Origin of the sequence: Novosphingobium sp. 63-713, from assembly GCF_001898925.1 — a bacterium.
GTDB lineage: Bacteria > Pseudomonadota > Alphaproteobacteria > Sphingomonadales > Sphingomonadaceae > Novosphingobium.
The window spans coordinates 312,584-337,550 of the sequence record NZ_MKVS01000026.1 but is presented as its reverse complement, the minus strand read 5'-3'; the positions used below and the strand labels follow the sequence as shown (position 1 = coordinate 337,550).

Below are 24,967 nucleotides of genomic sequence, written 5' to 3'. Positions count from 1 at the left end.
ATCCATCTCTCCGATGTGGGGTCCGCCTTATGTGGCGCCCCTTTCCATGCGGAGTTCCTGCAACTTTCGATAATCGGAAAATAGCGGCCTATTTCTCGGCATCAGGCGGTGTTAGAACATAGCAATCGGCGGTGCAGCGATCGGTGTGCCGAAAGAACAAAACAAGCCATGAACGAGGATGCCGGATATGAGCAGGCCCGCCAGCGCCTTGAGCGCAGATGATACGCCGGAGAGCCTGCGCGCGCGGCAGTTGTTCGGTTGTGTGGTCACTGGCGGCAGACTGGCCGCCACCGGGCCTTCGGTGGTGGCTGACAAGGTCGAGCAATGGCTTTGGTCGAGCGGCGCCCCGAACAAGGCGCTGACAGAGGCGGACCTGTGCGAAACCTTTGCCATTGGCCGCCGCATGGCGCGGCAAACGGCGCGGGTACTGCAACAGCGCGGGGTGATGGCGCCCCATCGCGGCGGCAAGGGCGCCGGCGGGCTGCGACCGACCGCGCCCACTGCCGAAGAGGCCGCGCGGTCGCTTGTGCTTGCGGCGCATGGCGCCGTCACACCCCGCGCAATCCATGAAGCACGCGATCTGCTGCGGCCTCTTCTGAGCGACAGGCAGGGTGCCCTGTCTGGATGGCTGAACAGTACGATGGCCCAGATCGACAAAGCGCAATCGGCCGGACCCGCGGCGGATGTTTTTGCGCCAATCTTTGGCTGCGGTCGGAAATCCCAGGTGATCGCAGACCGCTTGCTGGGTGAACTGGCCGCTGCGCCTGATCGCGGCAAGGCGACCCATCTGGGGTCGCTGGACGCCATCGCGGAACGCTATGACACTCGGCTCGAGATCGTGATCGAGGCCGTGCGAATGCTCGAAGACCACCAGAAGGTCGTGCTGCAGCGAGGTCGGGGCGGTGGAGTTGTCGGCAGCGATGGCTCCGTCTCGCAAGCGGCGCGGATGACCAATGCCTTCCTTTCCGCCCATGGTGTGTCATTTGATGCATGCCGCGAAATGCTTGAACAGATCAATATCGGGATGATTGATCTGGCCTGCCAACGGATTGGCGAACGCGGCGGTGAACGCGTGGAGCGCGCGCTCGGCGCGATGGCGCAGGCGCGCGATGCCACAGAGGTTGGGTTGGCATGGTATCCTTTCCAGCGCGAAATCGCCCTGATGGCGGACAGTCCTGTGCTGCACCTTCTGGCCCAATGCCTTGCCGGAACACTGCTGCTGCGCCGCCTTTCCAGCGCCGATCTGCCGGATCCTCAAGCGCGCGAACTGTTCGATGCGAGCCGCTCCATCTCTCTCAATCTTAAGCAGGGCAGAACCGGCCAAAGCGCGCGGGAACACCGCCGGTGCCAGACCGCATTGGGGGTTTGCTGGTAGCGCAGTCTGTTTGACGCACGACGCCCCGCCAATGCCCAAGTCGGGCAAGCGTTGTTGGCGCGGCTCAGGCCGGTTGAAAAAGAACAGGGGTTATTCCGCCGTCAGCAGACCTTGATGACCGAGGCAACTTCGACCCGTTCATGAATTATAGATGGCCTGACGCGCCATCGGAATCTGCGCCTTCAAATGGTCCATGAAGATGCGCACCCGATAAGGCATGTCCTGACCGCTGTGCAGCACCCAGATGCTGGATTTGTCGCCCGATGGTTCGACGCATTGATAATCGTCCAGCAACCGGACAAGGCGCCCGCAGGCAAGATTGCGCCGCACGGTGATCGTGGGCAGACGCGCGATGCCCGCCCCTTCGACGGCGAACATTTCAATCGAAAAGGCATTGTCGGTGCGTATCCGCGCCAGAATGGGCTGGTGGAGCAACTGCCCTTCGCGCTCAAAGGACCAGCGCGTTTCATCATGCCCCTGATGGACGATGCATTGATGGACAGCCAGATCCTCCAGTTTTTTGGGCGTGCCATATTCGGCAAGATATTCCGGTGATGCGCAGACGATACGGTCAAATTCGGTCAGGCGCACGGCCACATTGCGGCTGTCGGGCAAGGTGCCGTAGCGGATGACGATGTCGAACCCGTCGGTGGCCGGATTGACCAGATCGTCGGTGGTCACGATTTCCAGATTGATGCGCGGATAGGCGCGCGAAAAGCTGGAAAGCACCGGCGGCAAATAGGTGTTCATGCCGAAATGGGGCGCGGCAAGGCGTATCCGCCCCGAAGGCGCACCCGTGATCGCGGCCAGATCGTCGGCCGTTTCCTCCAGCGCAATCAAAGACGTCTGCGCCCAGTCCAGCGCCAGCGCCCCCGCCTCGGTCAGGCTCAGGCTGCGCGTGGTGCGTTTGAACAGGCGCGCATTGAGCGCCTTTTCAAGCGTCAGCAATTTGCGCGTGGCGGTGGAGGCCGAAATGCCCAATCCGCGCGCGGCGGCCGCGATACTGCCCGAACGGGCCACCCGTTCGAACAGTTCAAGCGCGTCATACTGAATATCGGACAACTGGCCTGGGCGCATCGGGCATCGCTCCTATTATTGCAGAACGTGCAATACAGCCAAGCGCAGCGCCCCGATAGTCGCAAAGTGATTCCGCCGCTAGGAACCAGATGAGCGCAATGCATAAAATCACGCAGGCGCATCGAAAACGCGCATCTTGGGAGAGACGCATGAGGCATTCCGGCGAAGCCAGCCTTTCCGTGCTGGCGATTACTCTTACACTTTCAGCACTAATGCCATCGGCCGCACAGGCTCAGGACAGCGCCGTTCCTCCCGGCGAGATCATCGTTACCGCCCAAAAACGGTCGGAAAGCGTGCAGCGCACCCCGGTGGCCATCGATGTGGTCTCCACCGCCACGGTCCAGAACGCCAATATCACCACGATGACCGGCCTGTCGCGCATCGTGCCTGCTGTCCAGATCGTGCAGGCAGCGGGCGCCACGCCGCTTTATTTCATGCGCGGCGTCGGCTCGCTCAGCGGCACCTCGCTCAACGATCCGGCGGTCTCGCTGTCCTATGACGGCGTGCCCCTGTTCCGCCAGTATCAGGGCAATGGCCAGTTCTATGACCTCGCTCGCGTCGAGGTGCTGCGCGGCCCGCAAGGCACGCTGTATGGCCGCAACGCCACAGGCGGCGTCATCAGCTTTGTCCCCACTGCCCCCAAACTGGGCGATACATCGGGCAGCCTTGGCGTGACAGTGGGCAATTACAACGAGATCGACACGCGCGGCACGCTCAATGTTGCATTGGGCGACAAGGCGGCCCTGCGCGCCTCGTTCCAGACGGCCCAGCATGACGGCTATCTCAACGATGGCGAACAGGACGACAAGGCGCGCTCGGCCCGCCTTCAGTTCTATGCCGAACCTCATGCGGGACTGCGCATCAAGGTGGCGGCCGACTACAGCTATCAGGGGCAATTGGGCGGCGGCTATGCGCTGGTCGATCAGTCCTTCTTCAACGGCTATGCAGCGGGCACCCAGAAGATCACCGCCGAGGACCGCGTCGGCTATCTTTCGCCGCGCGGGCAGCTCTATTTCGCCGCGCGCAATCGCGGGCGGCCTTATCAGACGCCCAATCTGCATTTCAACAACAACTTCTATGGCCTGCACGCGGTGGTCGATGTGGATACGCCGATCGGCACGCTGACCGTGCAACCGGCATGGCGCCATGCTGATCTGGACTATTATGCCGTCAACGCCTTTGCTCTCAACATTGCCGAACATGACGACCAATATTCGCTCGAAACCCGCCTCACCTCAAAGGCCGGCGGGCGGCTGACCTGGATTCTTGGCGCATTTTTGGCCAAGGATGATGTGGACGCGGGCTATATTTACGACAATTTCAACCAGACCGGCTCGATTGCCCATTACCGCCAGATTTCCAAAAGCGCAGCGGTCTTTGCCGATGCCACGCTGCGCCTGACCGACCGCCTGCGCCTGCTGGGCGGCATTCGATATACCCATGATACCAAGGAGGCCAATGGCGGCCAGACCGATCTGGTGGGCGGGTCGCAAATCCCGCTGGCGGGCAACCGTTCATGGGATGCAACGAACTGGCGCGCAGGTTTTCAATTCGATGTCGCGCCGCGCATCATGGTCTATGGCACCGCGGCCACGGGTTTCCACGCGGGCGGCTTCTATTTCAGCCATGTCGTGCTGCCCACCGACAGCAACTCGGTTGAGCCGGAACGGATCACCGCCTTCACCCTTGGCGCCAAAACCCGCCTGCTCGACAACAAGCTGACGCTCAATCTTGAGGCGTTCCACTGGGGCCTGACCGGCCAGCAGGTCAGCCTGTTCACCCTCGACAGTCAGGGCGCGACGATCTTTCCCACCTATAATGCGGGCAAATCCACCAGCAAAGGCGTTCAGGTCGATCTGCAGTATCAGCCGACCCGCCTGACCAGTCTGGGCGCGCAGGTGGAATATCTCGACGCGGTGTTCAACAGCCTGACCTATGTGCAATCGCTGCCGGTCCAGCCCGGATTCCTGTGCCAGACCAGCGGTGCGGCGCCCCAGTTGCGCGTGGATTGCAGCGGCCAGCGCCCGCCGCAGGCCCCGCAATGGTCGCTCAACCTGACCGCCGATCAGACGGTGGAATTGCCGTCAGGCGCGGGCATCACCTTTGGCTGGCGTGCCCATTTCCAAAGCTCCACCATCACCGGCTTCAACTATCTGCCCGACGACATCCAAAAGGCCGTCTGGCAGCACGATCTGACCGCCACCTACAAACCCGAAGGCGGGGCGTGGGATCTGGGCGTCTATGTCAACAATCTGACCGATGCGGTGATCAAGAGCAACGCCACACATGCCGCCAATGTGCAGGCCTATCAATTGCGTCCGCCCCGCACCTTCGGCGCGCGTTTCAACCTCCATTTCTGAGGACAAGCCCCATGAACGACAAGACGGAACTCGACGCGCGGATTGATGCGCTGCTGGTGGGCGCGATCGACCTGCATTGCCACAGCGGCCCCTCGGTCATGCCGCGCGAGATCGACCATATTGAGGCGCTGCGCGAGGCATCGCAGGCCCAATTGCGCGCGGTGCTGTTCAAGGACCACTATTATTCGGTCACCCCGGTCGTGCGGCTGCTGGAAAAGCATTACGCTGATCTTGGCATCACCATGCTGTCGGGCGTCCCGCTGAACAACACGACGGGCGGGCTGAACCGCTATGCGGTCGAACACGGGCTGCAACTGGGGGCCAATATCGTGTGGATGCCGACCTTTTCGGCGGGCAATCACATCCGTCACGATCATCGCCACCGTTCGCTGCCCACCACGCAGGAAATGCTGCAACCGCAAATGCTGACCGTGGTCGACGATATGGGGCGGATCAAGGATGAGGTGAAATTCATCCTCGACCAGATTGCAGCGGCCGATGCGGTCTTGTCCGCAGGCCATCTTCACATCAGCGAAATCTGGCCGCTGTTCGAGGAAGCCAAGGCGCGCGGGGTCAACCGGCGGTTGGTGCAGCATCCCACTTTCGTGATCGACGCCAATCTGCGCGATATCGGCGAGCTGGTGGCCGATGGAGCCTTTATCGAACACAGCATCTGCATGTTCGTCGAGGATTCCCGCTTCCGCTTCTTCGATCCCGAAACGCTGGACGGGCTGATCAAGGCGGGCACGGTGGAACAGACCATCCTTGGCTCGGATCTGGGGCAGATCAACAACCCCTCGCCGGTCGAAGGCTTCCGCTCGGTCATCCGCATCTGCATCGATCTGGGCTATGATGACAGCCAGATCCGCGCGATGATCAGCGGCAATGCGGCAAGGCTGATGGGTCTGGACAAGGCGGCGACCGCCTGATGCTGGTGGGAACTTTCATCAAGACGCCGGCGGTGCAGGTGGTCGAACTGCTGGGTCTGGCGGGGCTGGACTTTGGCGTGGTCGATGCCGAGCATGGGCCGTTCGACCGGGCCGCCGCCGATCTGATGATGGTGGCCGGGCGCGCGGCGGGGCTGGACCTGTTCGTGCGCACCGCCGACCGGTCGGCCACCAGCGTGCTCTGGGCGCTCGACATTGGCGCGGCGGGGCTGGTTGTGCCCCATGTCGACAGCGCGCAACATGCCGCCGAATTGGTGCAGGCGGCGCGTTTTGCCGGAGGCGCACGCGGATTTTCCAATTCGCCGCGCTTTGGCCGCTATGGCGCCTCCACCATCGAGGAAGCCATGGCGCTGGGCGACCGCGCCCGCATCTATGCCCAGATCGAAAGCGCGCAGGCCGTGGCCGAGGCCGAAGCGATCATCGCCACGCCGGGGCTGGACGGGGTAGTGGTGGGCCGGGCCGATCTGGCGCTGTCCATGGGCCTGACCCGGCCCGATGCCCCAGAGGTTATGGAGGCCACACGTGATGTGCTGGCGCTGGCGCGCAGCCATGGCAAGGCGGCCATCGTGGTGGTGGGGTGCGCCGCAGAAGCCGGCACCTTCATCGCCATGGGCGCCAGCCACATCATCGTGGGTTCCGACCAATCCTTCCTGCGCGCCTCGGCGCTGGCCGCCGCTTCGGACATCCGCGCCCTTTGCCCCCGCCATCAGGAGCAGCAAGCATGACTTTTGCCCAGACACGCCCGGCAAGCCGGTTCGACCTGTCCCAAACAGCCCCGCAGGCGCCCGGAGAATGGATCATGCGCGGCGCCAATTTCGTGGTGGTCTATGCCAGCCTTCCCGCCGGGGCCAAGCTTGAACGCGACAATCCCGATGAAAGCATCGTCTATTTCCCCGATGGCATGGCGCGCATTACGGCGGGCGGCGATGTGGTGGAATGCGGCGCGGCGGCCACTGTGGTTATCCTGCCCCCCGGCCCCAGCCTGATCGAGATGACCGGCGCAGGCCGGGTGCTGCGCCTCTTTTCCATCGCGGCGCAGGATCTGGCCGCGATGGCCGCCAATGCCGACATCTATGCCGACGGCGCGCCCGAAGTCGCCCCCATGCGGCCATGGCCCGCGCCCCACGATGGGTTCAAATTGCGCCATTACCGCGTCGAGGATTACCGCGACCGCCCGATGCGCATGTTTCGCAGCGCCAATCTGATGATCAATATTTTCGATTTCGACGGCCCGCGCGACATCATGGCGCTCAGCCCGCATTCCCACGCCGATTTCGAACAAGGCTCCTTTGCGATGAGCGGGCAATGGGTGCATTCCTTGCGCTATCCATGGTCCAAGCAACTGCCCGACTGGCGCGAGGACGAACATCTGGCCATCGGCAGCCCCTCATTGCTGGTCATTCCCGCCACAGTCATCCACACCAGCCGCTCGACCGCGCCGGGCAACAACCAACTGGTCGATATTTTCTCGCCCCCCCGGCGCGATTTCTGCGATCTGGGCTATGTCTGCAACGGGGCGGAATATCCCGTTGCCGATACGGAGGGGGACAAGGAATGAAGCATCGACCCGAAGAGGCAGTCGATACATCGCGCGCCTATCGTCGTTCTGCGCTGCTGCTGCTCACACTGGTCTATATTTTCAATTTCGTCGACCGGCAGGTTCTCAACATCCTGGCCGAAGCGATCAAGCATGATCTGGCGCTCAGCGATACGCAGCTTGGCATTGTCACCGGCCTTGCCTTTGCGCTGTTCTATTCGCTGCTGGGGGTGCCTATCGCCCGCTTTGCCGAACGCGCCGACCGGCCGCGCCTGATCGCCATCGCGCTCTCGGTGTGGAGCCTGTTTACGCTGCTGTGCGGGGCGGCGGGGTCCTTTACGCAAATGCTGATATGCCGCCTTGGCGTAGGCATTGGCGAGGCGGGCGGGGTTCCCCCTTCGCATTCGCTGATTGCCGAATTTTCGCCCAAGGCGCGGCGGGCCGTAGCGCTGGCGATATTCTCGACCGGGCTGCCGCTGGGCTCGTTCATCGGGCTGGGCTTTGGCGGGATTCTGGGCGATGCGCTGGGCTGGCGCTGGACCTTTGCGGTGGCGGGGGCGCCGGGCCTGCTGATCGCGGTGGTGGTCATGCTGGTGCTCAAAGAGCCGCGCCGGACCTTTCCCCTGCTGACCAGCGCCGCACCGGCGGAGCCGCTGCGCGCCTCGCTCGCCTCCTTTCTCTCCACATCCACCTATCGCTGGACCGTGGCGGGCGGCGCATTACAGGCTGTGGTGCTCTATGGCACGGGCGCCTTTCTCGCGCCCTTCTTCCTGCGTGCGCATGGTCCTGAACTGGCCGCTCTGGCCGCCGGGCTGGGGCTAAAGGCGAACGGCTTTCTGGGCCTTGCCTTTGGCGTCACGGTCGGGCTGGCAGGCGCGGTAGGCACATTTTTGGGCGGGTGGCTGGGCGACCGTTTTCATGGCGCCTCGCTCAAAAGCTATGTCACGGTGCCCGCTCTGGCCGGGTGGCTTTCGATCCCGGCCTTTCTGGTGGTGTTTTGCGCGCATGATCTTGCCACAGCCTTTCTGGCGCTGGGTTTCGCCAATGCGATGATCAACGCCTATTTCGGCCCGATGCATGCCACCTGTCAGGGCGTGGCAGGAGCCAGCCGGCGCGCGACCGTGTCCGCTGTCACTCTGGTGATCGTCAATCTGGTGGGTCTTGGGCTTGGCCCGCCGCTGGTGGGCATGATCAGCGACCATGCCCGTAACGCGATGGCGATGGAGAGCAAGGATGCGCTCCGGCTGGCGCTGGTGGCGATCAGCGCGGTGTCGCTGCCGGCCGGTCTGGCCTTCTGGAGGGCGCGGGCCTCGATAGACGCCGACACAGTCAGTTAAGGAAAATAATCATGAACATTCTGGCGGTCTATTGCCACCCAGAGCCGCAATCCTTCACCCATGCCATGCTGGATGTGGCGCAAAGGACTGCGGCGCAAAGCGGCCACACGATGGACGTGATCGACCTCTATGCCCGCCCCCCGGCCCCACCCGCCGGACGCGGGGATTTTTCCGCCCTCTCCGATCCGGCTCTTTTCCACTATCAGACCGAGCAGCGCATCGCCTGCGAACAGGGCACGTTCAGCGCCGACATCGCGCAGGATCAGGCGCTGGTGGCAAAGGCAGACCTGCTGCTGCTGCTGTTTCCCCTGTGGTGGGGCGGCCCGCCCGCCCTGCTCAAAAGCTGGTTTGAAAAGGTGATGGCCTATGGCTTTGCCTATGTTGACGGCGCGCGGTTTGAAACGGCGCTGTTCGCGGGCAAACTTGCGCTCTGTGCGATAACCACCGGCGGGACGGCGGCGCGCTTTTCCGAGGATGGCACCTATGGCTCCATCGAAAAGGTGCTGTGGCCGCTGCACCATTGTCAGTTGCGCTATCTGGGCTACGCCGTCGAGGCCCCCTTTGTGGCCTATGCCGCGCCCCGCGTCACGCCCGAAGACCGCGCAGCAATGTTGCGCGAACTGGAAAGCCGCCTGAACGAGGTTTGCGGCAGCGACGCTGTAAAGGGCTTGCAGGGTTGACCCGAAGGCGGGGCTACATCGTCATCCCTGCATGGCGGCCCGCGCTATGGCTTCGACGTGAATCAATGCGCTGTCGAGCACCGGAAAGGAGAGGTCGGCGTTGCTGAAGGCGATAGACAGGTCGGTTCCGCCCAGCACCACCGCATCGGCATTCTGCTCCTCGTGAAGCTTTCTGGCAGCCTCGTGGAAATAGGCACATTGCTCAGGGGTGGCATGGCCGGATGCGGCAAGTGTGACATAGGCTGAATGGACCGTATCAAGGTCATCGCCCGTTGGAACAACAACCTCCACCGAGTTCACCCCATAAAGCTTTGACTGCATCACGGCGCGGGTTCCCAATACACCGACCCGGCGGACACCATAGCTGGCCAAATAGCTGTTCAGGGCAGGAACGGCGCTCAACAAAGGAAGGGATGATACTTTTTCGAGTTCGGCCATACAGAAATGGCCGCCCATGGATGTCACGGCCGCCACATCGCAGCCACCGGCCCGCAGTTGATCGACATAGCGCGCAAAAATGGCGGCCTGTTCGACAGCCCGATCGGCTTCGAGATTGGAGATCATCTCGCGCGCATCGGCATGGACAATGGTAAGCGCAAGCCTGCGATTGGCCGCAGCATAGGCGCGCACAAGCGCACGATAATAGACCTCTGTGGCGGCAGGCCCAACGCCGCCGATCAAACCAATATGCATGTCGCCTCCAGATTGTGCCTGTCCATAGCGGACCCGCCGAAAATCAGAGATCGAGCGACCAGATCTGGCCGACCAGATCATGGCCAAAGGAATGGTGCTGCTCTTCATTGATCAGCACAAATCCGGCCCGCTCATAAATGCTGCGCGCCGCGGCGAGCACGCTGTTGGTCCATAATGTAAGCCGCGTGTAGCCAAGTTGCCGCGCACGTTCGATGCAGGTCGAAACAAGCAGCTTTCCCGTGCCTGTGCCGCGCGCGGCGGGTTCCACATAGAGCAGGCGAAGCCTGGCCACGCCCGGTTCGTCGGTATGAACCAGGAAAATCGACCCCACCATTTCGCCTCCTGTCTCGGCAATCCAGGCGGCATCCCGGGCCGGATCGAAATGATCGTGAAAATCGGCGAGGATGCGCGCGACAAGAGCCTCGTACCCCCGATCCCAGCCATATTCGTCGGCATAGAGAATGGCCTGCCGGGCCGTGACCATGCCCAGATCGCCCGGCTCAAGGCCCCGCAACCTCAGAGCTGGAGCCTCGACCTTTGCCTCCAGAGCCTGAGCCATGGTGGCGGCGGCCGCGATCAGGCGCCGGCGTTGTGTTTCGGGCAACTGGTGAAGCAATGCGCCAACCGCCGCCTGCGTGCTGCCATTCAAATCCGCCGCCGCCCTCCGGCCTTCCGGCGTCAGGATCAGCAACTGCTGGCGGCCATGGGCCGGATTGCTGCGCGTTTCCAGCAAATCGCGGTGTGCAAACCGCTTGAGCGTGCGGCTGATCTGGGCGCGATCCATATTCAGGGTGCGCGCAATTTCGGCCGCGGTCGGCTCATGACGATGGGCCAGTTCATAGAGCACGCGCGCTTCGCTCAGCGTAAAGGGACTGCCGTCCAGATGGACGTCAAGCAACCCAAGCCAGTTGGTATAAAGCCTGTTGAAGTGGCGCAGGGCGGCGACATCGCCTGTCAATTGGTCCAGCATGGGCTTTACCATAGAAGGAATGTTGCCTGAGTCAACAATGTGAGAGTTGGCGCATGGATAGCAACGATATATCCGCCCAATTTCGGACTGCGCCCGCATGCAGGGGCCGGTCGTCCGCCCCCAATGGCCTGCCCTCCCTCCCGACGGGCGTGAATTACGCAGCGACCCGCAAGATTTTCAGCCTTAATATGCCCCAAGGACAAGGGAATGGTCGGCCAACGCGCCGTACCCCCGGCCATCGGTCCGAGACATGCAGCAGGAGGGCGATACAGATTGCGGTATCGGGGCGACTTCAGGGGCGGACGCTATATTTTCAGCGATCTGAAAGAGGTGCTGGCCAAGGCCTCTCCCGCGCGCTCGGGCGATGACCTTGCCGGTCTTTCGGCCGAGAGCGGGGCGCAGCGCGTTGTTGCCCGGGCGGTGCTGGCCGATGTTCCTCTCACCCGCTTTCTGGAAGAACCGCTGATCCCCTATGAGGTTGACGAGGTCACCCGCCTGATCTGCGACAGCCATGAAAGGGCGGCCTTCGCCCCGCTCGCCCATCTGACGGTGGGGGGCCTGCGCGACTGGTTGCTCGACGGCGCCACCGATGAGGCCATGCTGAGCGCAGCCGCCCCCGGATTGACGCCCGAAATGGTGGCCGCCGTCTCCAAGCTGATGCGCAATCAGGATCTGGTCGCCGTGGCGCGCAAGACAAGAGTGGTAACCTCCTTTCGCAACACGATCGGCCTTGCCGGGCGGCTTTCCACCCGTCTGCAGCCCAACCATCCCAGCGACGATCCGCAAGGCATCGCCGCCGCGATCTTTGATGGGCTGCTTTATGGTGTGGGGGATGCGGTGCTCGGCATCAATCCGGCAACGGACAATGTACCCGGCGCGCTGGCTCTGCTTCACATGCTCGACGAATTGCGCGAGCTTTACGCCATTCCGACCCAGAGCTGCGTGCTCACCCATGTCACCAATTCGCTCGAACTGATGCGGCGGGGTGCGCCGGTTGATCTGGTGTTTCAGTCCATCGCGGGAAGCGAGGCGGCAAACCGGGGGTTTGGCGTCGATCTTTCCTTGCTGGCGGAGGCGCGTGATGCGGCGCTGGCGCAGGGGCGCGGAACGGTCGGGCAGAACGTCATGTATTTCGAAACCGGCCAGGGCGCCGCGCTTTCGGCCGATGCGCATCACGGCCTTGACCAGCAGACGATGGAGGCGCGCGCCTATGGCGTCGCTCGGGCTTTCTCGCCCCTGCTGGTGAACACCGTGGTGGGCTTTATCGGCCCGGAATATCTCTATGACGGCAAGCAGATCATCCGCGCCGGGCTGGAAGACCATTTCTGCGGCAAGCTGCTTGGCGTGCCGATGGGCTGCGACATCTGCTATACCAACCATGCCGAGGCCGATCAGGACGACATGGACAATCTGATGGTGCTGCTGGGCGTGGCGGGCTGCAACTTCCTGATCTGCGTTCCGGGCAGCGATGATGTCATGCTCTCCTACCAAAGCCTCTCCTATCATGACGCGCTCTATTTGCGCGGCACACTGGGACTGCGCGCCGCCCCCGAATTCGAGGTCTGGCTGGAGAAGATGGGGGTGCTGGATGGCGACGGCTCGATCCGCGCGCTGGCCGATCCGGCGCGGCTGACGCGGCTGATTGAGCATCGAGGGCCGTTGGCATGAACCGGACGCCGGATGGCCCTGCGGGGCCGACAACCGCCGATCTTTGGGACCGGCTGCGCCGCACCACGCCTGCGCGCATCGGCCTTGGGCGGGTCGGCCATGCTCTGCCCCTTGGCGAAGTTCTCGATTTCCAGCTTGCCCATGCGCGCGCGCGCGATGCCGTTCATGGCGTGCTTGATCGCGATGCCTTGGGCCAGGCGCTGGCACCTCTGCCGATTGTCATGGTCGAGAGCGCGGCGGCGGATCGCGCCATATATCTGCGGCGCCCCGATCTTGGGCGGCAATTGTCGCCCGTCTCGGCCCGGATGTTGGCCGAACTGGCAACGCGGGGGGACCCCTGCGATGTGCTTTTCGTGCTCGGCGATGGCCTGTCACCCGGCGCGGTTGAGACACGCGGCCCCGCTCTGGTCAAGGCAGCAATAGGCGAACTGGCGGGTCTTTCCATCGGCCCGGTGATCCTTGCCCATCAGGCCCGCGTCGCGCTGGGCGATCCGGTGGGCGAGGCCTTGCGCGCGCGGATCTGCGTGATGATCGTGGGCGAGCGTCCCGGCCTGAGCGTGGCCGACAGTCTGGGCATCTATCTTACCCTTGCTCCGCGTAGCGGGCGGCGCGACAGCGAGCGCAACTGCATCTCGAACATCCACGATGCGGGCGGGCTTTCCTGCGCAGAGGCTGCCCGCAAGCTGAGCTGGCTGGTGCGCGAGGCGCTGCGGCGCGGCCTCAGCGGGGTTGGCCTTAAGGAAGAAGCATCCCTTGCCTCCCCAACCGTTGCAGACCTTCCGCCATCATCAAGGCCAACTCCATGACCGCAAAGCCCATCATCCATCTTGAACAGCGTCTGGGCACGTTCCGGCTTTGGGGCATTGCGGTCGGACTGGTGATCTCCGGGGAATATTTCGGCTGGAGCTATGGCTGGGCCAGCGCGGGAACGCTGGGTTTTCTGGTGGCCACGCTGGCCGTCGCGGCCATGTATGTCGCGTTCATCTTTTCCTTCACGGAACTGACGACGGCTATTCCCCATGCGGGCGGTCCCTTTGCCTATGCCCTGCGCGCCTTCGGGCCAACAGGCGGCGCCGTCGCGGGCTTTGCCACGCTGATCGAATTCCTCTTCGCGCCCCCGGCGATCGCGCTGGCCATCGGCGCCTATCTCAATGTCCAGTTCCCCGGACTGTCGCCGCGCACCACGGCGTTGGGGGCCTATCTGCTGTTCATGGCGCTCAACATCATCGGGGTGCATGTTGCGGCCAGTTTCGAACTGGTGATGACCCTGCTGGCGGTGGGTGAGCTATTGGTGTTCATGGCGGTCGTGTGGCCCGCCTTCAGCCTGTCGCATTTTCTGGCCCATGGCTGGGCGGGGCGCGACCATTTCTCGCTGGCGGCCCTCGGGGGCATTTTTGCCGCGCTGCCCTTCGCGATCTGGTTCTTTCTGGCGATAGAAGGCGTGGCCATGGCGGCCGAAGAGGCGAAAGATCCGCGCCGCACCATCCCGCGCGCCTATATCGCGGGCATTCTGACGCTGGTGGCGCTGGCCTTCGGTGTGATGCTGCTGGCCGGCGGGTCGGGCGATTGGGCCGGCCTTGCCAATCTGAATGATCCGCTGCCGCAGGCGATGAAGCGCGCGGTGGGGGGATCGAGCGGATGGCTGCATATGCTGGTCTGGCTGGGGCTGTTCGGTCTGATCGCTTCGTTCCATGGGATCATCATGGGCTATGCCCGTCAGATTTTCGCGCTGGGCCGCGCGGGCTTCCTGCCGCATGTTTTCGCCCGGCTCCATCCGCGCTTCAAAACCCCTCATATCGCGACATTGGCAGGCGGCGCGGTGGGCATTGCCACAATCTACAGCGACAATCTCATCTCCATCGCCGGGCAACCCCTCACCGCCAGTATCGTCACCCTGTCAGCCTTTGGCGCGTTGCTGATGTATATGGTCTCGATGGCGGCACTGTTTCGCCTGCGCCGCAGCGATCCTGCCCTGCTGCGCCCGTACCGTGCTCCGGCCTATCCCTTCGCGCCTGCTTTTGCGCTGGGCATGGCCGGGCTGGCTCTGCTGACGATGGTTTACAACAACAGGGAGCTTGCCGGGATCTTTGCCGCGCTGATGGCTGTCATGGTGGGCGGCTCCGCGATATTCCGGCGCCGGTCCCTGCCCCGAACCGAGGATGCGGCTTGATGGCTCACTTTGGCAGGACCCGCGCCTGCCCCTCGCCCGATGCCGTCAGAATCGGCGCCGGATGGCCAGGCCCCAGCGACGTGCGCGCTTCGATCATCTGACCCAAAGCCTCCGCGCTGACCGGGCGCGAGAAGAGGAAGCCCTGGAAATGGTCGCAGCCGCATTCCAGCAGCCTAGCACGCTGGCCTTCGGTTTCCACGCCCTCGGCAATGACGTCCAGATCGAGCGCCTGCGCCAGTTGGATGATCGCCTGAATCAGGCGTATGGCATCCTCATCCTCGTCGTCCAGATTGCGGACAAAGGCGCGGTCGATCTTGATCCGGTCCACCGCAAAGCGCTGCAGCGAAGACAGGCTGGAATAGCCCGTACCGAAATCGTCGAGTGCGATGGCAAAGCCTTCCTGTTTGAGCGTCGCGATATTGTCGCGCGTGGCCGCGTCATCGCCCAGCAGCACCGTCTCGGTGATCTCGAATTCATACTGGCGCGGGTCGATCGCATGTTGGGCCACAAGGCGGCTGATCATCGCCATGAAATTGGGCGAGCGCAATTGCAGCGCGGAAACATTGATCGCCACCGGTACGCCATGCCAATTGCGCGTTTCGGCAAAGACGCGCCCTACCGTAAAGGCCCCCAATTGCGCGATCAGCCCGCTTTCCTCGGCCAGCACCACAAAGGCGTTGGGCGGGATCAGGCCCTTTTCCGGGTGGTTCCAGCGCACCAGCGCCTCGACCCCGCGCATGCGGCCCTGGGCGTCCACCTGCGGCTGATAGACCATATGCAGCATCTCTTCGTTCAGAGCCTCGCGCAGGTCCATTTCCAATTGGCGCCGGATACGCAGCGCCGCATCCATTTCCGGCTCGAAGAAAGTGGCCCGATTGCGACCCTTTTCCTTGGAACAATAGAGCGCCAGATCGGCCTGACGCAGCACCTCGCTGGCCGAAATATCGGGGTCATTGATGATGGTGATGCCGATGGAGCAGCCGATTTCCACCACCTGACCATCAATATCAAACGGCCGGTCAAAGGCATTGATGATCCGTTCGGCCAGATGCGCCGCGCCCGGCGCGCCCGAATGCGGTTGCAGGATCACGAATTCATCGCCGCCCAGCCGCGCCACCGTATCGGTATCGCGCAAGAGATTGGCCAGCCTGCGCCCCGCCGCGCGGATCAGCGTATCGCCCGCCGGATGGCCCAGCGTGTCGTTAACCTCCTTGAACCGGTCAAGATCGAGGCACAGCACCGCCACATCCATCCCCGAGCGCCGCGCCAGCGAGCGCAACTGATTGAGCCGCTCGAACATCAGCGCGCGATTGGGCAATTGGGTCAGCGTATCGTGAAAGGCCAGATGGCGCGCTCGCGCCTCGGACAGGATCAGGCCGCGCGCATAGCGGTGCGTCTGGCGCGCAAGGCTGATACCCAGCAGCAGCAGCAGCAGCAGCATCGCCGCCATCGGCCACATCAGCCGGACCAGAAGGTCGCTGCCCGGATTGCGGCGATCCCAAGCCAGACCGGCAACCACCTTGCCGCTCAGGTCCTGAAGCGGGAGGACAGCGGTATTGTCATCCGCGCGCAGATCAATGGTCACGCGGAAATTATTGACCAGCTTGCCCACGCCAAAGATCGAGAGGACCGAGCGATCCACCGGCGCCATCGTGATCACCACCGGCCCGCCCAGAGCGCCGGCATGGGAACGCACCAGCGTCGAGGTCATGATATAGAGCTGGTTTTCCGCAAACAGGATATTGGTGAACTGGATCGGCTGGGGCAAGGCATCGACCTTGCTTGGCGGGATCGAGGCCTCGGCGGCCCGCGTCCGGCCCAGAAGGCCCGCCATCGCGCTGGCATAGGCCCCGCTGATCATGCCCGGATCGACCCGGCGCCCATCCACGGCAAAGAACAGCGGCCGGTCGCGCCCGTCCACCACGATCAGCCGGGTGATATTGTTGCGATCAAGGAAATAGAGCGCCAGATTGCTTTCCGCCCATGCCGGATCAAACGCTCCGGTCAGATGGCGCAGCGCATCTTCTGTTTCCAGCCGCGGCTGGACCATGGCGGCAAAGCTGGTCAGGCGATTGCGGTAACCACGTTCGGCGGTCTGCATCTGCATCGATAGCGCGACATCGTCGAATTGGTTGACCATGACAGTCACGACAAGTGTCAAAACCGCCAGAACCCCGACGGCAAGCGCAATGACAGGGCCATAGACACCGGCGCCGGCCCTCTCGGCGCGAGGGGTCTTGGGGTTCATCATGTTCAGCGTCAGCCTTCCGTTGCTGTTGATTTACAAAAACATGCTGGCATTCGGTTGTGCTGATTGCGAATAAATAAATGTACTTGAGAATTTAACTCAGGACCTCCTCCGCAATTGCGCCTAGGTGCTGTTATGGGCTGCTTTAGAGCTGATGCGGCGCCCGATCATGGGCGCCGCGTTTCATGCCACGCAGATCTGGTTCCTCCCCGCGCGTTTGGCGCGATAAAGCGCCGCATCGGCGGCCTCCAGCGCGGCGCGGGCATTGGGAAAGGCAAACACATTGGCCACCCCGCCCGAGATTGTGATCTGCCCGATGGGCTGGTCGCTCTTGCGGTTGACGAAATTGCGCCGGGCCAGTTTCTCGCGCGCCTCGTCCAGCAATTGATAGACCTGTGCGGGGGTCTTGTCGCGAAACAGCATGACGAATTCTTCGCCGCCGTGGCGCGCCACATGGCATTTGTCGTCCGACAGGCGCTGGAGCGTCTGGGCGATGGCCTGAATCACGCGGTCGCCCGCCTCGTGGCCATGGGTGTCGTTGATGCGCTTGAAATGGTCGATGTCGCAAAAGGCCAGACAGAGCGGCTCGATCCGCACCTGCGCCTCGCGATACTCGTTTTCCAGCACCGCTTCAAAGGCGCGTCGGTTGGGCAGGCCCGTCAGGTGATCGACATGGGCGTCGCGCTGGGCGCGGTCCAGGCTTTTGCGCAGGGCGGTCGCTTCCTGCTCGCTGCGCCGCATGCTTTCTTCCAGCAGTTGCGTGCGCTCGATCATCGCGCGGGTCAATTCAGCCAGGCTGGAGACGAATTCGCCGCTATCGGCGCCGGGCAAGACGCTGGCCACCTGTTCAAGGGCGGCGTTATAGGACCCTGAGTCGCTGCGCGCGCGGGCAGCGGTGCTGGTGAACACCTCCAGCCGGGTGCTTAATCGGTGAAGCATCTGCTGCGCATTCTCGCGCAGCGCGCCGTCCTCATCCTTCTCAGTGACCTGATCCAGCCAGGCCTGAGTGATGATCCGGTTTTCCTCGCGCATGACGCTGAATTTTCGCGCAAGGCGCGGCGATGACCCCGAATAGGCGGCATGAACCGCCAACAGGTTCTCCGGCGTTACTTCCAATTTATTATCAACGAAGAATTCTTTAATACGATCAATCAATTGTTCCCTGCGCACGTCGTTCAAGGGCGTAGCGTCAGGGTTTTGCGACATATTATCAAATTCAGCGGAAGAGGCCAAAGCCAACTTGAACAAGCGCAAGGCTGAATCCTTTATGAGTAACGTTTGCACTGATGCCGGATTAGAATCAAGCTTCCTTCAAATGCGCCCTGTTACCCGCTACAAGATTCCCGTAATTGCCAGAAGGCTTCCTTAACTATACGCCCTCCCCCTAGGGGTTTACCGCTTGTACCAAGGACCCAAGACATTGGTCGTATTGGCTCCCGACTCGCTTGCAAAGAGCCGGATCGGGGCGCATGCGCGGGACCGCCCCGACAATCCCCGGCCCATAGGCCCCGGAACCTATCCCATTGTCAGGCCAACACAAACGCAGGAGAAGCCCTCGCCATGTCTGCGCGCATTGCCCATCAGACGCTCAAATCCCGCATCACCAGCGCCGAACAGGCCGCCGCCCTTATTAACCCGGGCGATACGGTAGGCATGAGCGGATTTACCGGTTCCGGTTATCCCAAGGCGGTGCCTCTGGCGCTGGCCTCGCGGATCGAGGATGCCCATCGCGCGGGCGATCCGTTTCAGGTGCGCGTGTGGACCGGCGCCTCGACCGGGCCGGAACTGGATGCGGCGCTGGCCAAGGCCAATGGCATCGAATTCCGCCTGCCCTATAATTCCGACCCCATCGCCCGCGAAAAGATCAACAGCGGCCAGATGGACTATTTCGACATGCACCTCAGCCAAGTGGCGCCGATGGCGTGGCAGGGCTTCCTTGGCCCGCTCGACGTCGCGCTGGTCGAGGTGACGGCCATCAACGCCGACGGCAGTCTCGTGCCTTCCTCCTCGGTGGGCAACAACAAGACCTGGCTCGACCGTGCAGACCGCATCATCCTTGAGGTGAACCGCTGGCAGGCCGAAGAGCTGGAGGGGATGCACGACATCTATTACGGCACTCGCCTGCCCCCGCATCGCGTGCCGATTCCCTTGACCCGCCCGGATGACCGCATCGGCCAGCCCACGCTGCAATGCGATCCCGACAAGATCGTGGCCATTGTCGAAACCGATGCGCCCGACCGCAACCTGCCCTTTGACGCGCCGGGCGAAACGGCGCTGCGCATCGCGGGCCATCTGCTTGATTTCCTTGCCAATGAAGTCAAGCAAGGGCGGATGCCGGAAAACCTGCTACCGCTGCAATCGGGCGTGGGCAATATCGCCAATGCGGTGCTCTCGGGTCTGGTCAACAGCCCGTTTGAAAACCTCACCTCCTATACCGAGGTGATTCAGGACGGCATGATCGACCTGCTCGACGCGGGCAAGCTGCGCATGGCCTCGGCCACATCCTTCTCGCTCAGCCCCGAGGCGGCGCAGCGGATGAACAGCAACATGGTGGCCTATCGGGAAAAGATGATCCTGCGCCCGCAGGAAATCAGCAACCACCCCGAGCTGATCCGCCGCCTTGGCTGTATCGCCATGAACGGCCTGATCGAGGCCGACATCTATGGCAACGTGAACTCCACCCACGTGATGGGCAGCCGCATCCAGAACGGCATCGGCGGCAGCGGCGATTTTGCCCGCAACGCCTATGTCTCGATCTTCATGACGCCCAGCACCGCCAAGGGCGGCAAGATCAGCGCCATCGTGCCGCAGGTGGCCCATGTCGATCACATCGCGCAGGACGTGCAGGTGGTCGTGACCGAACAGGGCCTTGCGGACCTGCGCGGCCTAAGCCCCAAGCAGCGCGCGCTGGCCATCATCCAGAATTGCGCCCACCCCGATTTCCGCCCGATGCTGGCCGATTATTATGATCGCGCGCTCAAGGGGTCTTATGGGCTGCATGCGCCCTCGCTGCCCGGCGAAGCGTTGAGCTGGCATCAGCGGTTTATTGAGACGGGGACGATGAAGGTTTAAGGGAGCGTTTAAGATGCCTCCGGCGGGCAAAGGGTCTCGACCCTTTGCCCGCCGGAGGCATAAATGGAGGCCTAAAACCCCGGCCTCAATCCTCCAACGGCACCCCCGGCAAATGCTTCGACGTGCGAATCGTCAGCGACGTTTTCACGCTGGCCACATTGGGCGCGGGCGTCAGCTTGCTGGTCAGGAACTCCTGAAAGCTTTGCAGATCACGGCTGACGATTTTCAGGATGAAGTCGATTTCGCCATTGAGCATATGGCATTCGCGCACTTCAGGCAGCCCGCGCACATGGTCCTCGAACCCGCGCAAGGCTTCTTCGGCCTGGCTTTTGAGCGAGACCATGGCAAAGACGGTGATCGAGAAGCCCAGCTTGGCCCCATCGAGTTCGGCGTGATAGCCGCGGATGACGCCTTCCTCCTCAAGCGCGCGCACACGGCGCAGGCAAGGCGGCGCGGTCAGCCCGACGCGTTGGGCCAATTCGACATTGGTAACGCGGCCCTCGTCCTGCAATTCGGCCAGCAAGCGCCGGTCGATCTGATCAAGATTGGCCATAAGCCCGGAAATTCCCCAATTGCGGCCCGCAGATCGCGGCGGAAAGACCCTTCCTGTCGGCAGGGTCGCCAAAGATGAAAGAATCAGCCCATCTGTTGCGGGCCGTGCTAATATTATTATCTATGGCCGCAATCGTCCCACATTGCAACGCCACCAAGCTACGTGCTTTCGCTCGGCGGCAGGTGTGATAGGATACAGAATAAAGTTGTACACAGGTTCCGCTGCCGATCCTAACCTCTCGCTAGGATTTAACACCGTATTGGCTTGGAAAGGCCATCTGAAACACCATAACTGCTGATACAAAAAACCATGCGCTATGACGACCGCCTTGCCACCGCCCTTCGCCTGACGCCAGTCGGGCAAGGTGTCGCGCGCATTCAGTTCCGGCAATTGCTGGACCTGCTGGGCACGCTGCCGGCCGAGGAACAGGGCGAAATGGTCGATCTGGCCTATCTGCGGCTTGGCGAATTGGGCGGACGGATTCCGGCGGCGGACCGCGCGACGATTCTGCGCCAGCCCGGCCTGCGGCTGCGCGCGCCCCGGCTGGTGGCCGCGCTGGCGGGGGCAGAACCTGTGGTGTCTTTGTCCGCGCTCCACGCCGCGCAATTGAGCGATGAACAATGGGTGGACCTGATCCCCGCGCTGCCGCTGGCCTCGCGCGGGACGCTGGGGATGCGGCGCGATCTGGGGCCGGGCGCGCGGGCGCTGCTGGCGCGGCTGGGCATTGGCGATCCAGCGTTGAGCAGCACGCCCGCACCAAAGGACCCTGAGCCCAAGGCACCCGAGCCCGTGGCCCAAACGCCTGCGCCGCCTCCGCCCGAAGCGCCGGTGAGAACCCCGCGCGCATCGGCCTATCAGGCTTCCTCGCCGCTGGCCGAGGACACAATCGGCGCGCTGGTGCGGCGAATCGAGGCCTTTCGTCAGGCCCGCGAAAACAACATGGCCGCCGAGGCCGCACGTCCTGCTCCGTCCAAGAAGGCCAAGCCGGGCCAGCCAATCCAGTCCTTCGATTTCGCCAGCGACGGCGAAGGCCGTATCGTCTGGGCCGAAGCGCGGGTCGCGCCGATGGTGGTGGGCTATGGGCTGGGCGGCAATGGGCCGGGGGCCAATGCGGTGCGCCTGCACCAACCCTTCCGCGCGGTGATGATCACGCTGGCCGGGGCGCCGGCGATTGCGGGCGAATGGCAGGTGGATGCCGTGCCGCGCTTCGATCCGCTGGGCGGGCGCTATATCGGGCATCTGGGGCGCTTTCGACGGCCTGCGGCGGTTGCGGCATCCCCTGTCCCAGCCGTTCCCGCTCAGGACAGCGAGACCGACCGCCTGCGCCAATTGCTTCATGAGTTGCGCACGCCGGTGAATGCGATTCAGGGCTTTGCCGAGGTGATCCAGCAGCAATTGTTCGGCCCGACGCCGCATGAATATCGTGCGCTGGCCGCCGTTGTTGCGGCTGACAGCGCGCTGATGCTGGCCGGGTTTGAAGAACTCGATCGCTATGCCAGGCTTGAAAGCGGCAGTCTGGCGCTGGCCAGAGGCGAATGCGATCTGGCTGCCGCGCTCGATGTGCTGGTTTCGCGGCTGGCGAGTGACGAGCGCGGGCCTGCCTTGCGGCTCGAAGGACATGAGCGCCCCTGCCCCGTCGCCCTGGACGGGACCGAGGCGGAGCGGCTTTGCTGGCGCCTTCTGGCCACGCTGGCGGGCAATGGCAAGGCGGGCGAAGCGCTGCCGATCCGGATGGCGCATCGCGGGGATGCGGTGTTGGCCTGCTTTACCCTGCCGGCGACTTTGGCTGGGTTGAATGATGAGGAACTGTTTCACGGCGCTGCGCCCGCCACGCATCAACCCGGCGCGGGCATGTTCGGCACCGGTTTCGCCCTGCGCCTCGCCGCCGCCGAGGCACGGGCCGCAGGCGGCAGCATCATGCGCGAACACGAGCAACTTTTGCTTACATTACCGGGCTTGACCCTGCCGATTGTTAACCTTAGCCAAGTGCCTGAAAACAGGTCGGAGGCATGTGAAACGCCGGTGGCTTGATTTTTTCGCGCGGCAGGGGGCCCGATTTGTCATTTCACCAGATTACCGACCAGCCCGCGCCGGAAGCTTTTGTGCATTTCCGCCAAGGGGTTGGACAGCGCTTCGTGGTCACCATCGATACCGAGGAGGAATTCGATTGGACCAAACCGCTGACCCGCACTCGCCACCGCGTCGATACGGTCTCGCGCCTGCGCAAGTTTCAGCAGTTTTGCGAAGGTTTCGGCATCGTTCCGATCTATTTGATTGACTATCCGGTGGCCACCTCCGCTCTTGCCGCAGAATTGCTGCGCGACGCGGTGATCTCCGGGAGAGCGGAAGTCGGCGTCCAGCTGCATCCTTGGGTTAACCCACCTTATGAAGAGGAGGTTAACCAGTACAATAGCTTTTCGGGCAATCTGCCCTTCGCGCTGGAACGGGCCAAATTCCTCAAGCTGCACGCCACGATCGCAGAGAATTTTGGGGCGGCGCCGATGATCTATCGCGCCGGACGTTATGGCATCGGGCCCAACACCGCCGATGTGCTGCATGAGGCCGGGGTGGCCATTGACACGTCGGTGCGCTCGCGGTTTGATTACAGCGGCTGGGGCGGCCCCAATTTTCGCGATCTGCCGCTGCGGCCCTATTGGGTGGGTGAACCGGGGCGCCTGATGGAAATGCCGTTGACCACGGTGTTCTCCGGGCTTTTGCGGCGTCATGGGCAATGGCTATATCCGAAACTGTCGCGCTTTGACCGGCTGCGCGGCGCTATGGCGCGCTTTGGCCTGCTGGAGCGCATACCCCTGACGCCCGAAGGGGTCACGGTGGGCGAGGCGCTGCGCGCGGTCAATATTGCGGTGGACGAAGATCTGCCGGTCATCGTCCTGTCCTTTCACAGCCCCTCGCTCTGCCCCGGCCACACCCCCTATGTGCGGACCGAGGCCGATCTGGACGAGATGTACGAATGGTGGCGCCAAGTGTTTGAATTGCTGATCGCGCGCGGCGTCAAACCGACCAGCGTGCGCGAGGTGATGGAAAGCACCCTGTTCGATTGAAACCCTTGCCTGTTGCGCATGGCGCGGCTAACGCGAGGCGGCGCATGATGCGCAAAGCATGGCTTGGGGCCTGTAGCTCAATGGTTAGAGCTGGCCGCTCATAACGGCTAGGTTGCGGGTTCGAGTCCTGCCGGGCCCACCATGTCTGACCGCGCAAAAAGGGGAACGGCAAGCACCGCCCCCCCTCTGCAGTATCAATTCACAGTTGCGGCCGCTCCGGCATTTTCCACCTTGGCCACGGGGGCGGCAGGGGCAAGCGCGGCGGCCTGCAGCGGCGCCGTGCCGGCCGGAATGGTGAAGGATACCGGATCAGCGGTATGGGCGCGCAATTGCTGTCCATTGGTCAGCGTGGCCGAATGGCCGGTGACAAAGGCGCCGAATACGCCAACAGCGACAACCGCGCCCACTGCGGCCCCCGCATTGCCCTGCCCCTCGCTGCGATAGGTGCCGTTCAGCGGAATCACCCGGTCGCCCAGTTTCAGCGAGTTGAAAGTCACCTCCAGCTTGGCCGATTTGCCAAAGGCGCCCTTGCCGGTGCGATAGCTGACGCTTGCCTCACCCGGCGTGCCGCGCGGGATCAGGACATAACCTTCCTGCATCACATCAAAGACGGTGGAAATCTTGAACTTGTCGCCAACCTTCAGCGACTTGGAAGACAGCGTGTCATTGGGCGTGACGACCACTTCGGCATTGGGCGCCAAAGTGATGGTCTTGGCCAAATCGCCCTGTGCCAGCGCGGCATTCGACGAAATCAGCAAGATTGACGGAAAAATATACTTGAACACGAGCCCCTCCCGTTGAAAACAGGGCCAGAATGCCCCGTTGACATGCGGCGTTCATCTTGGCTCGACCGGGGTTTTTCAAGGCGGGCTACCATCATAATGGATCTATAAAACGGCAGATGGACGCCCCATCATGCTGTCCCAATATCAATTTGCCGAAATAGCTGACGATAATCTGAAAAGGCCAATCTCTTTTGCGGGGCCATTTTGGCGCGATCCCTGCGCTCCATCTGCTGCGCCATGTTTTTCCGCTTGCGCTGAACCTCTGCCAAACCTAAGGGCTTGGCCGTGTCGGGGAGTAGCGCAGCCTGGTAGCGCATCTGCTTTGGGAGCAGAGGGTCGCAAGTTCGAATCTTGTCTCCCCGACCATTTCCCAATTGTTTTCACCCGTCCGAGGGCAGCACTAATTCACTGCAAAACGTGGATTTTGGGGATT

22 protein-coding genes and 2 tRNA genes are annotated in these 24,967 nt (G+C 62.8%); 16 read left to right on the top strand and 8 right to left on the bottom strand.

Annotated elements, in window-relative coordinates; all coding sequences use genetic code 11:
• Window positions 1–187: 187 nt before the first annotated feature.
• Window positions 188–1,375, top strand: coding sequence for a hypothetical protein (locus BGP00_RS12325; RefSeq protein ID WP_292689488.1), 1,188 nt, complete (start codon window positions 188–190; stop codon window positions 1,373–1,375).
• A 138-nt stretch (window positions 1,376–1,513) separates the two neighbouring features.
• Here BGP00_RS12325 and BGP00_RS12320 read toward each other — a convergent pair whose 3' ends face one another.
• On the bottom strand, window positions 1,514–2,452 hold the full coding sequence (locus BGP00_RS12320; RefSeq protein ID WP_292689487.1) for a LysR family transcriptional regulator: 939 nt from the start codon (window positions 2,450–2,452) through the stop codon (window positions 1,514–1,516).
• A 149-nt stretch (window positions 2,453–2,601) separates the two neighbouring features.
• Here BGP00_RS12320 and BGP00_RS12315 point away from each other — a divergent pair, with 149 nt between their 5' ends.
• Genes BGP00_RS12315 through BGP00_RS12290 form a run of 6 tightly spaced genes read left to right on the top strand, consistent with a single transcriptional unit; the run spans window position 2,602 to window position 9,313 of the window.
• Window positions 2,602–4,812, top strand: a complete 2,211-nt coding sequence (locus BGP00_RS12315) for a TonB-dependent receptor (RefSeq protein WP_292689486.1) — start codon at window positions 2,602–2,604, stop codon at window positions 4,810–4,812.
• A gap of 11 nt (window positions 4,813–4,823) precedes the next feature.
• Window positions 4,824–5,741 (top strand): DUF6282 family protein, encoded by a 918-nt coding sequence (locus tag BGP00_RS12310; protein WP_292689485.1) that lies wholly within the window; start codon window positions 4,824–4,826, stop codon window positions 5,739–5,741.
• On the top strand, window positions 5,741–6,484 hold the full coding sequence (locus BGP00_RS12305; protein ID WP_292689484.1) for an aldolase/citrate lyase family protein: 744 nt from the start codon (window positions 5,741–5,743) through the stop codon (window positions 6,482–6,484). Before BGP00_RS12310 ends, BGP00_RS12305 begins: the two co-directional genes overlap by 1 nt.
• The gene (locus tag BGP00_RS12300) at window positions 6,481–7,317 is read left to right on the top strand and encodes a hypothetical protein (protein ID WP_292689483.1); all 837 of its coding nucleotides are present in this window, start codon (window positions 6,481–6,483) and stop codon (window positions 7,315–7,317) included. Before BGP00_RS12305 ends, BGP00_RS12300 begins: the two co-directional genes overlap by 4 nt.
• Window positions 7,314–8,633, top strand: coding sequence for an MFS transporter (locus BGP00_RS12295; protein ID WP_292689482.1), 1,320 nt, complete (start codon window positions 7,314–7,316; stop codon window positions 8,631–8,633). Before BGP00_RS12300 ends, BGP00_RS12295 begins: the two co-directional genes overlap by 4 nt.
• Before the next feature lie 11 nt (window positions 8,634–8,644).
• Complete coding sequence (locus BGP00_RS12290; RefSeq protein WP_168602787.1) at window positions 8,645–9,313, top strand: NAD(P)H-dependent oxidoreductase; 669 nt, start codon at window positions 8,645–8,647, stop codon at window positions 9,311–9,313.
• Between the two features lie 21 nt (window positions 9,314–9,334).
• On the opposite strand, the gene BGP00_RS12285 is transcribed toward BGP00_RS12290, so the two are convergent.
• Window positions 9,335–10,114, bottom strand: a complete 780-nt coding sequence (locus BGP00_RS12285; protein WP_292689481.1) for an aspartate/glutamate racemase family protein — start codon at window positions 10,112–10,114, stop codon at window positions 9,335–9,337.
• Entirely contained in the window at window positions 10,050–10,976 is a 927-nt protein-coding gene (locus BGP00_RS12280; protein ID WP_292689480.1) for a helix-turn-helix domain-containing GNAT family N-acetyltransferase, read from the bottom strand. The genes BGP00_RS12285 and BGP00_RS12280 overlap by 65 nt, the downstream gene beginning before the upstream one ends.
• A gap of 273 nt (window positions 10,977–11,249) precedes the next feature.
• On the opposite strand from BGP00_RS12280, the gene BGP00_RS12275 reads away from it, so the two are divergent.
• The 3 genes from BGP00_RS12275 to eat are packed head-to-tail and all read left to right on the top strand — an operon-like array spanning window position 11,250 to window position 14,814.
• Complete coding sequence (locus tag BGP00_RS12275; RefSeq protein WP_292689479.1) at window positions 11,250–12,644, top strand: ethanolamine ammonia-lyase subunit EutB; 1,395 nt, start codon at window positions 11,250–11,252, stop codon at window positions 12,642–12,644.
• The gene (gene eutC / locus BGP00_RS12270) at window positions 12,641–13,450 is read left to right on the top strand and encodes an ethanolamine ammonia-lyase subunit EutC (protein WP_292689478.1); all 810 of its coding nucleotides are present in this window, start codon (window positions 12,641–12,643) and stop codon (window positions 13,448–13,450) included. The genes BGP00_RS12275 and eutC overlap by 4 nt, the downstream gene beginning before the upstream one ends.
• The gene (gene eat / locus BGP00_RS12265; RefSeq protein ID WP_292689477.1) at window positions 13,447–14,814 is read left to right on the top strand and encodes an ethanolamine permease; all 1,368 of its coding nucleotides are present in this window, start codon (window positions 13,447–13,449) and stop codon (window positions 14,812–14,814) included. The genes eutC and eat overlap by 4 nt, the downstream gene beginning before the upstream one ends.
• 4 nt (window positions 14,815–14,818) lie before the next feature.
• Here the strand turns inward: eat and BGP00_RS12260 are convergent, their stop codons facing one another.
• Both BGP00_RS12260 and BGP00_RS12255 read right to left on the bottom strand, forming a co-directional pair.
• Window positions 14,819–17,065: an EAL domain-containing protein gene (locus BGP00_RS12260; RefSeq protein ID WP_292689476.1), complete on the bottom strand. Its 2,247-nt coding sequence runs from the start codon at window positions 17,063–17,065 to the stop codon at window positions 14,819–14,821.
• A 180-nt stretch (window positions 17,066–17,245) separates the two neighbouring features.
• Window positions 17,246–18,094 carry a GGDEF domain-containing protein gene (locus tag BGP00_RS12255; RefSeq protein WP_292689475.1) on the bottom strand — a complete coding sequence of 283 codons (849 nt, stop codon included), beginning with the start codon at window positions 18,092–18,094 and terminating at the stop codon, window positions 17,246–17,248.
• 48 nt (window positions 18,095–18,142) lie between these two features.
• Between BGP00_RS12255 and BGP00_RS12250 the strand changes: the two genes are divergently transcribed.
• Together BGP00_RS12250 and BGP00_RS12245 are read left to right on the top strand one after the other, a co-directional pair.
• Window positions 18,143–18,322, top strand: coding sequence for a hypothetical protein (locus BGP00_RS12250; protein WP_292689474.1), 180 nt, complete (start codon window positions 18,143–18,145; stop codon window positions 18,320–18,322).
• 300 nt (window positions 18,323–18,622) lie between these two features.
• Window positions 18,623–20,134 carry an acetyl-CoA hydrolase/transferase family protein gene (locus BGP00_RS12245; RefSeq protein WP_292689473.1) on the top strand — a complete coding sequence of 504 codons (1,512 nt, stop codon included), beginning with the start codon at window positions 18,623–18,625 and terminating at the stop codon, window positions 20,132–20,134.
• Window positions 20,135–20,219: 85 nt separating this feature from the next.
• Here BGP00_RS12245 and BGP00_RS12240 read toward each other — a convergent pair whose 3' ends face one another.
• Window positions 20,220–20,687, bottom strand: coding sequence for an Lrp/AsnC family transcriptional regulator (locus BGP00_RS12240; protein ID WP_168602778.1), 468 nt, complete (start codon window positions 20,685–20,687; stop codon window positions 20,220–20,222).
• 309 nt (window positions 20,688–20,996) lie between these two features.
• Here BGP00_RS12240 and BGP00_RS12235 point away from each other — a divergent pair, with 309 nt between their 5' ends.
• The 3 genes from BGP00_RS12235 (at window position 20,997) to BGP00_RS12225 (ending at window position 23,891) form a co-directional block, all read left to right on the top strand.
• The gene (locus BGP00_RS12235) at window positions 20,997–22,718 is read left to right on the top strand and encodes a histidine kinase dimerization/phospho-acceptor domain-containing protein (protein ID WP_292689472.1); all 1,722 of its coding nucleotides are present in this window, start codon (window positions 20,997–20,999) and stop codon (window positions 22,716–22,718) included.
• A 26-nt stretch (window positions 22,719–22,744) separates the two neighbouring features.
• The gene (locus BGP00_RS12230) at window positions 22,745–23,749 is read left to right on the top strand and encodes a polysaccharide deacetylase family protein (protein ID WP_292921367.1); all 1,005 of its coding nucleotides are present in this window, start codon (window positions 22,745–22,747) and stop codon (window positions 23,747–23,749) included.
• Between the two features lie 66 nt (window positions 23,750–23,815).
• Window positions 23,816–23,891, top strand: a tRNA-Ile gene (locus tag BGP00_RS12225).
• A gap of 52 nt (window positions 23,892–23,943) precedes the next feature.
• Here BGP00_RS12225 and BGP00_RS12220 read toward each other — a convergent pair.
• Both BGP00_RS12220 and BGP00_RS12215 read right to left on the bottom strand, forming a co-directional pair.
• On the bottom strand, window positions 23,944–24,507 hold the full coding sequence (locus BGP00_RS12220) for a hypothetical protein (protein ID WP_292921369.1): 564 nt from the start codon (window positions 24,505–24,507) through the stop codon (window positions 23,944–23,946).
• 155 nt (window positions 24,508–24,662) lie between these two features.
• Entirely contained in the window at window positions 24,663–24,851 is a 189-nt protein-coding gene (locus BGP00_RS12215) for a hypothetical protein (protein ID WP_292689470.1), read from the bottom strand.
• On the opposite strand from BGP00_RS12215, the gene BGP00_RS12210 reads away from it, so the two are divergent.
• A tRNA-Pro gene (locus BGP00_RS12210) sits at window positions 24,824–24,900 on the top strand. The genes BGP00_RS12215 and BGP00_RS12210 overlap by 28 nt on opposite strands.
• Window positions 24,901–24,967 lie beyond the last annotated feature (67 nt).

What these genes read in the sequence shown, in the direction of transcription:
- BGP00_RS12325 (WP_292689488.1), top strand. Translation starts at nt 188, where the DNA reads ATGAGCAGGCCCGCCAGCGCCTTGAGCGCAGATGATACGCCGGAGAGC.
- BGP00_RS12320 (WP_292689487.1), bottom strand. Translation starts at nt 2,452, where the DNA reads ATGCGCCCAGGCCAGTTGTCCGATATTCAGTATGACGCGCTTGAACTG.
- BGP00_RS12315 (WP_292689486.1), top strand. Translation starts at nt 2,602, where the DNA reads ATGAGGCATTCCGGCGAAGCCAGCCTTTCCGTGCTGGCGATTACTCTT.
- BGP00_RS12310 (WP_292689485.1), top strand. Translation starts at nt 4,824, where the DNA reads ATGAACGACAAGACGGAACTCGACGCGCGGATTGATGCGCTGCTGGTG.
- BGP00_RS12305 (WP_292689484.1), top strand. Translation starts at nt 5,741, where the DNA reads ATGCTGGTGGGAACTTTCATCAAGACGCCGGCGGTGCAGGTGGTCGAA.
- BGP00_RS12300 (WP_292689483.1), top strand. Translation starts at nt 6,481, where the DNA reads ATGACTTTTGCCCAGACACGCCCGGCAAGCCGGTTCGACCTGTCCCAA.
- BGP00_RS12295 (WP_292689482.1), top strand. Translation starts at nt 7,314, where the DNA reads ATGAAGCATCGACCCGAAGAGGCAGTCGATACATCGCGCGCCTATCGT.
- BGP00_RS12290 (WP_168602787.1), top strand. Translation starts at nt 8,645, where the DNA reads ATGAACATTCTGGCGGTCTATTGCCACCCAGAGCCGCAATCCTTCACC.
- BGP00_RS12285 (WP_292689481.1), bottom strand. Translation starts at nt 10,114, where the DNA reads ATGAAGAGCAGCACCATTCCTTTGGCCATGATCTGGTCGGCCAGATCT.
- BGP00_RS12280 (WP_292689480.1), bottom strand. Translation starts at nt 10,976, where the DNA reads ATGCTGGACCAATTGACAGGCGATGTCGCCGCCCTGCGCCACTTCAAC.
- eutC (WP_292689478.1), top strand. Translation starts at nt 12,641, where the DNA reads ATGAACCGGACGCCGGATGGCCCTGCGGGGCCGACAACCGCCGATCTT.
- eat (WP_292689477.1), top strand. Translation starts at nt 13,447, where the DNA reads ATGACCGCAAAGCCCATCATCCATCTTGAACAGCGTCTGGGCACGTTC.
- BGP00_RS12260 (WP_292689476.1), bottom strand. Translation starts at nt 17,065, where the DNA reads ATGATGAACCCCAAGACCCCTCGCGCCGAGAGGGCCGGCGCCGGTGTC.
- BGP00_RS12255 (WP_292689475.1), bottom strand. Translation starts at nt 18,094, where the DNA reads ATGCGCGAGGAAAACCGGATCATCACTCAGGCCTGGCTGGATCAGGTC.
- BGP00_RS12250 (WP_292689474.1), top strand. Translation starts at nt 18,143, where the DNA reads ATGAACCGCCAACAGGTTCTCCGGCGTTACTTCCAATTTATTATCAAC.
- BGP00_RS12245 (WP_292689473.1), top strand. Translation starts at nt 18,623, where the DNA reads ATGTCTGCGCGCATTGCCCATCAGACGCTCAAATCCCGCATCACCAGC.
- BGP00_RS12240 (WP_168602778.1), bottom strand. Translation starts at nt 20,687, where the DNA reads ATGGCCAATCTTGATCAGATCGACCGGCGCTTGCTGGCCGAATTGCAG.
- BGP00_RS12235 (WP_292689472.1), top strand. Translation starts at nt 20,997, where the DNA reads ATGCGCTATGACGACCGCCTTGCCACCGCCCTTCGCCTGACGCCAGTC.
- BGP00_RS12215 (WP_292689470.1), bottom strand. Translation starts at nt 24,851, where the DNA reads ATGCGCTACCAGGCTGCGCTACTCCCCGACACGGCCAAGCCCTTAGGT.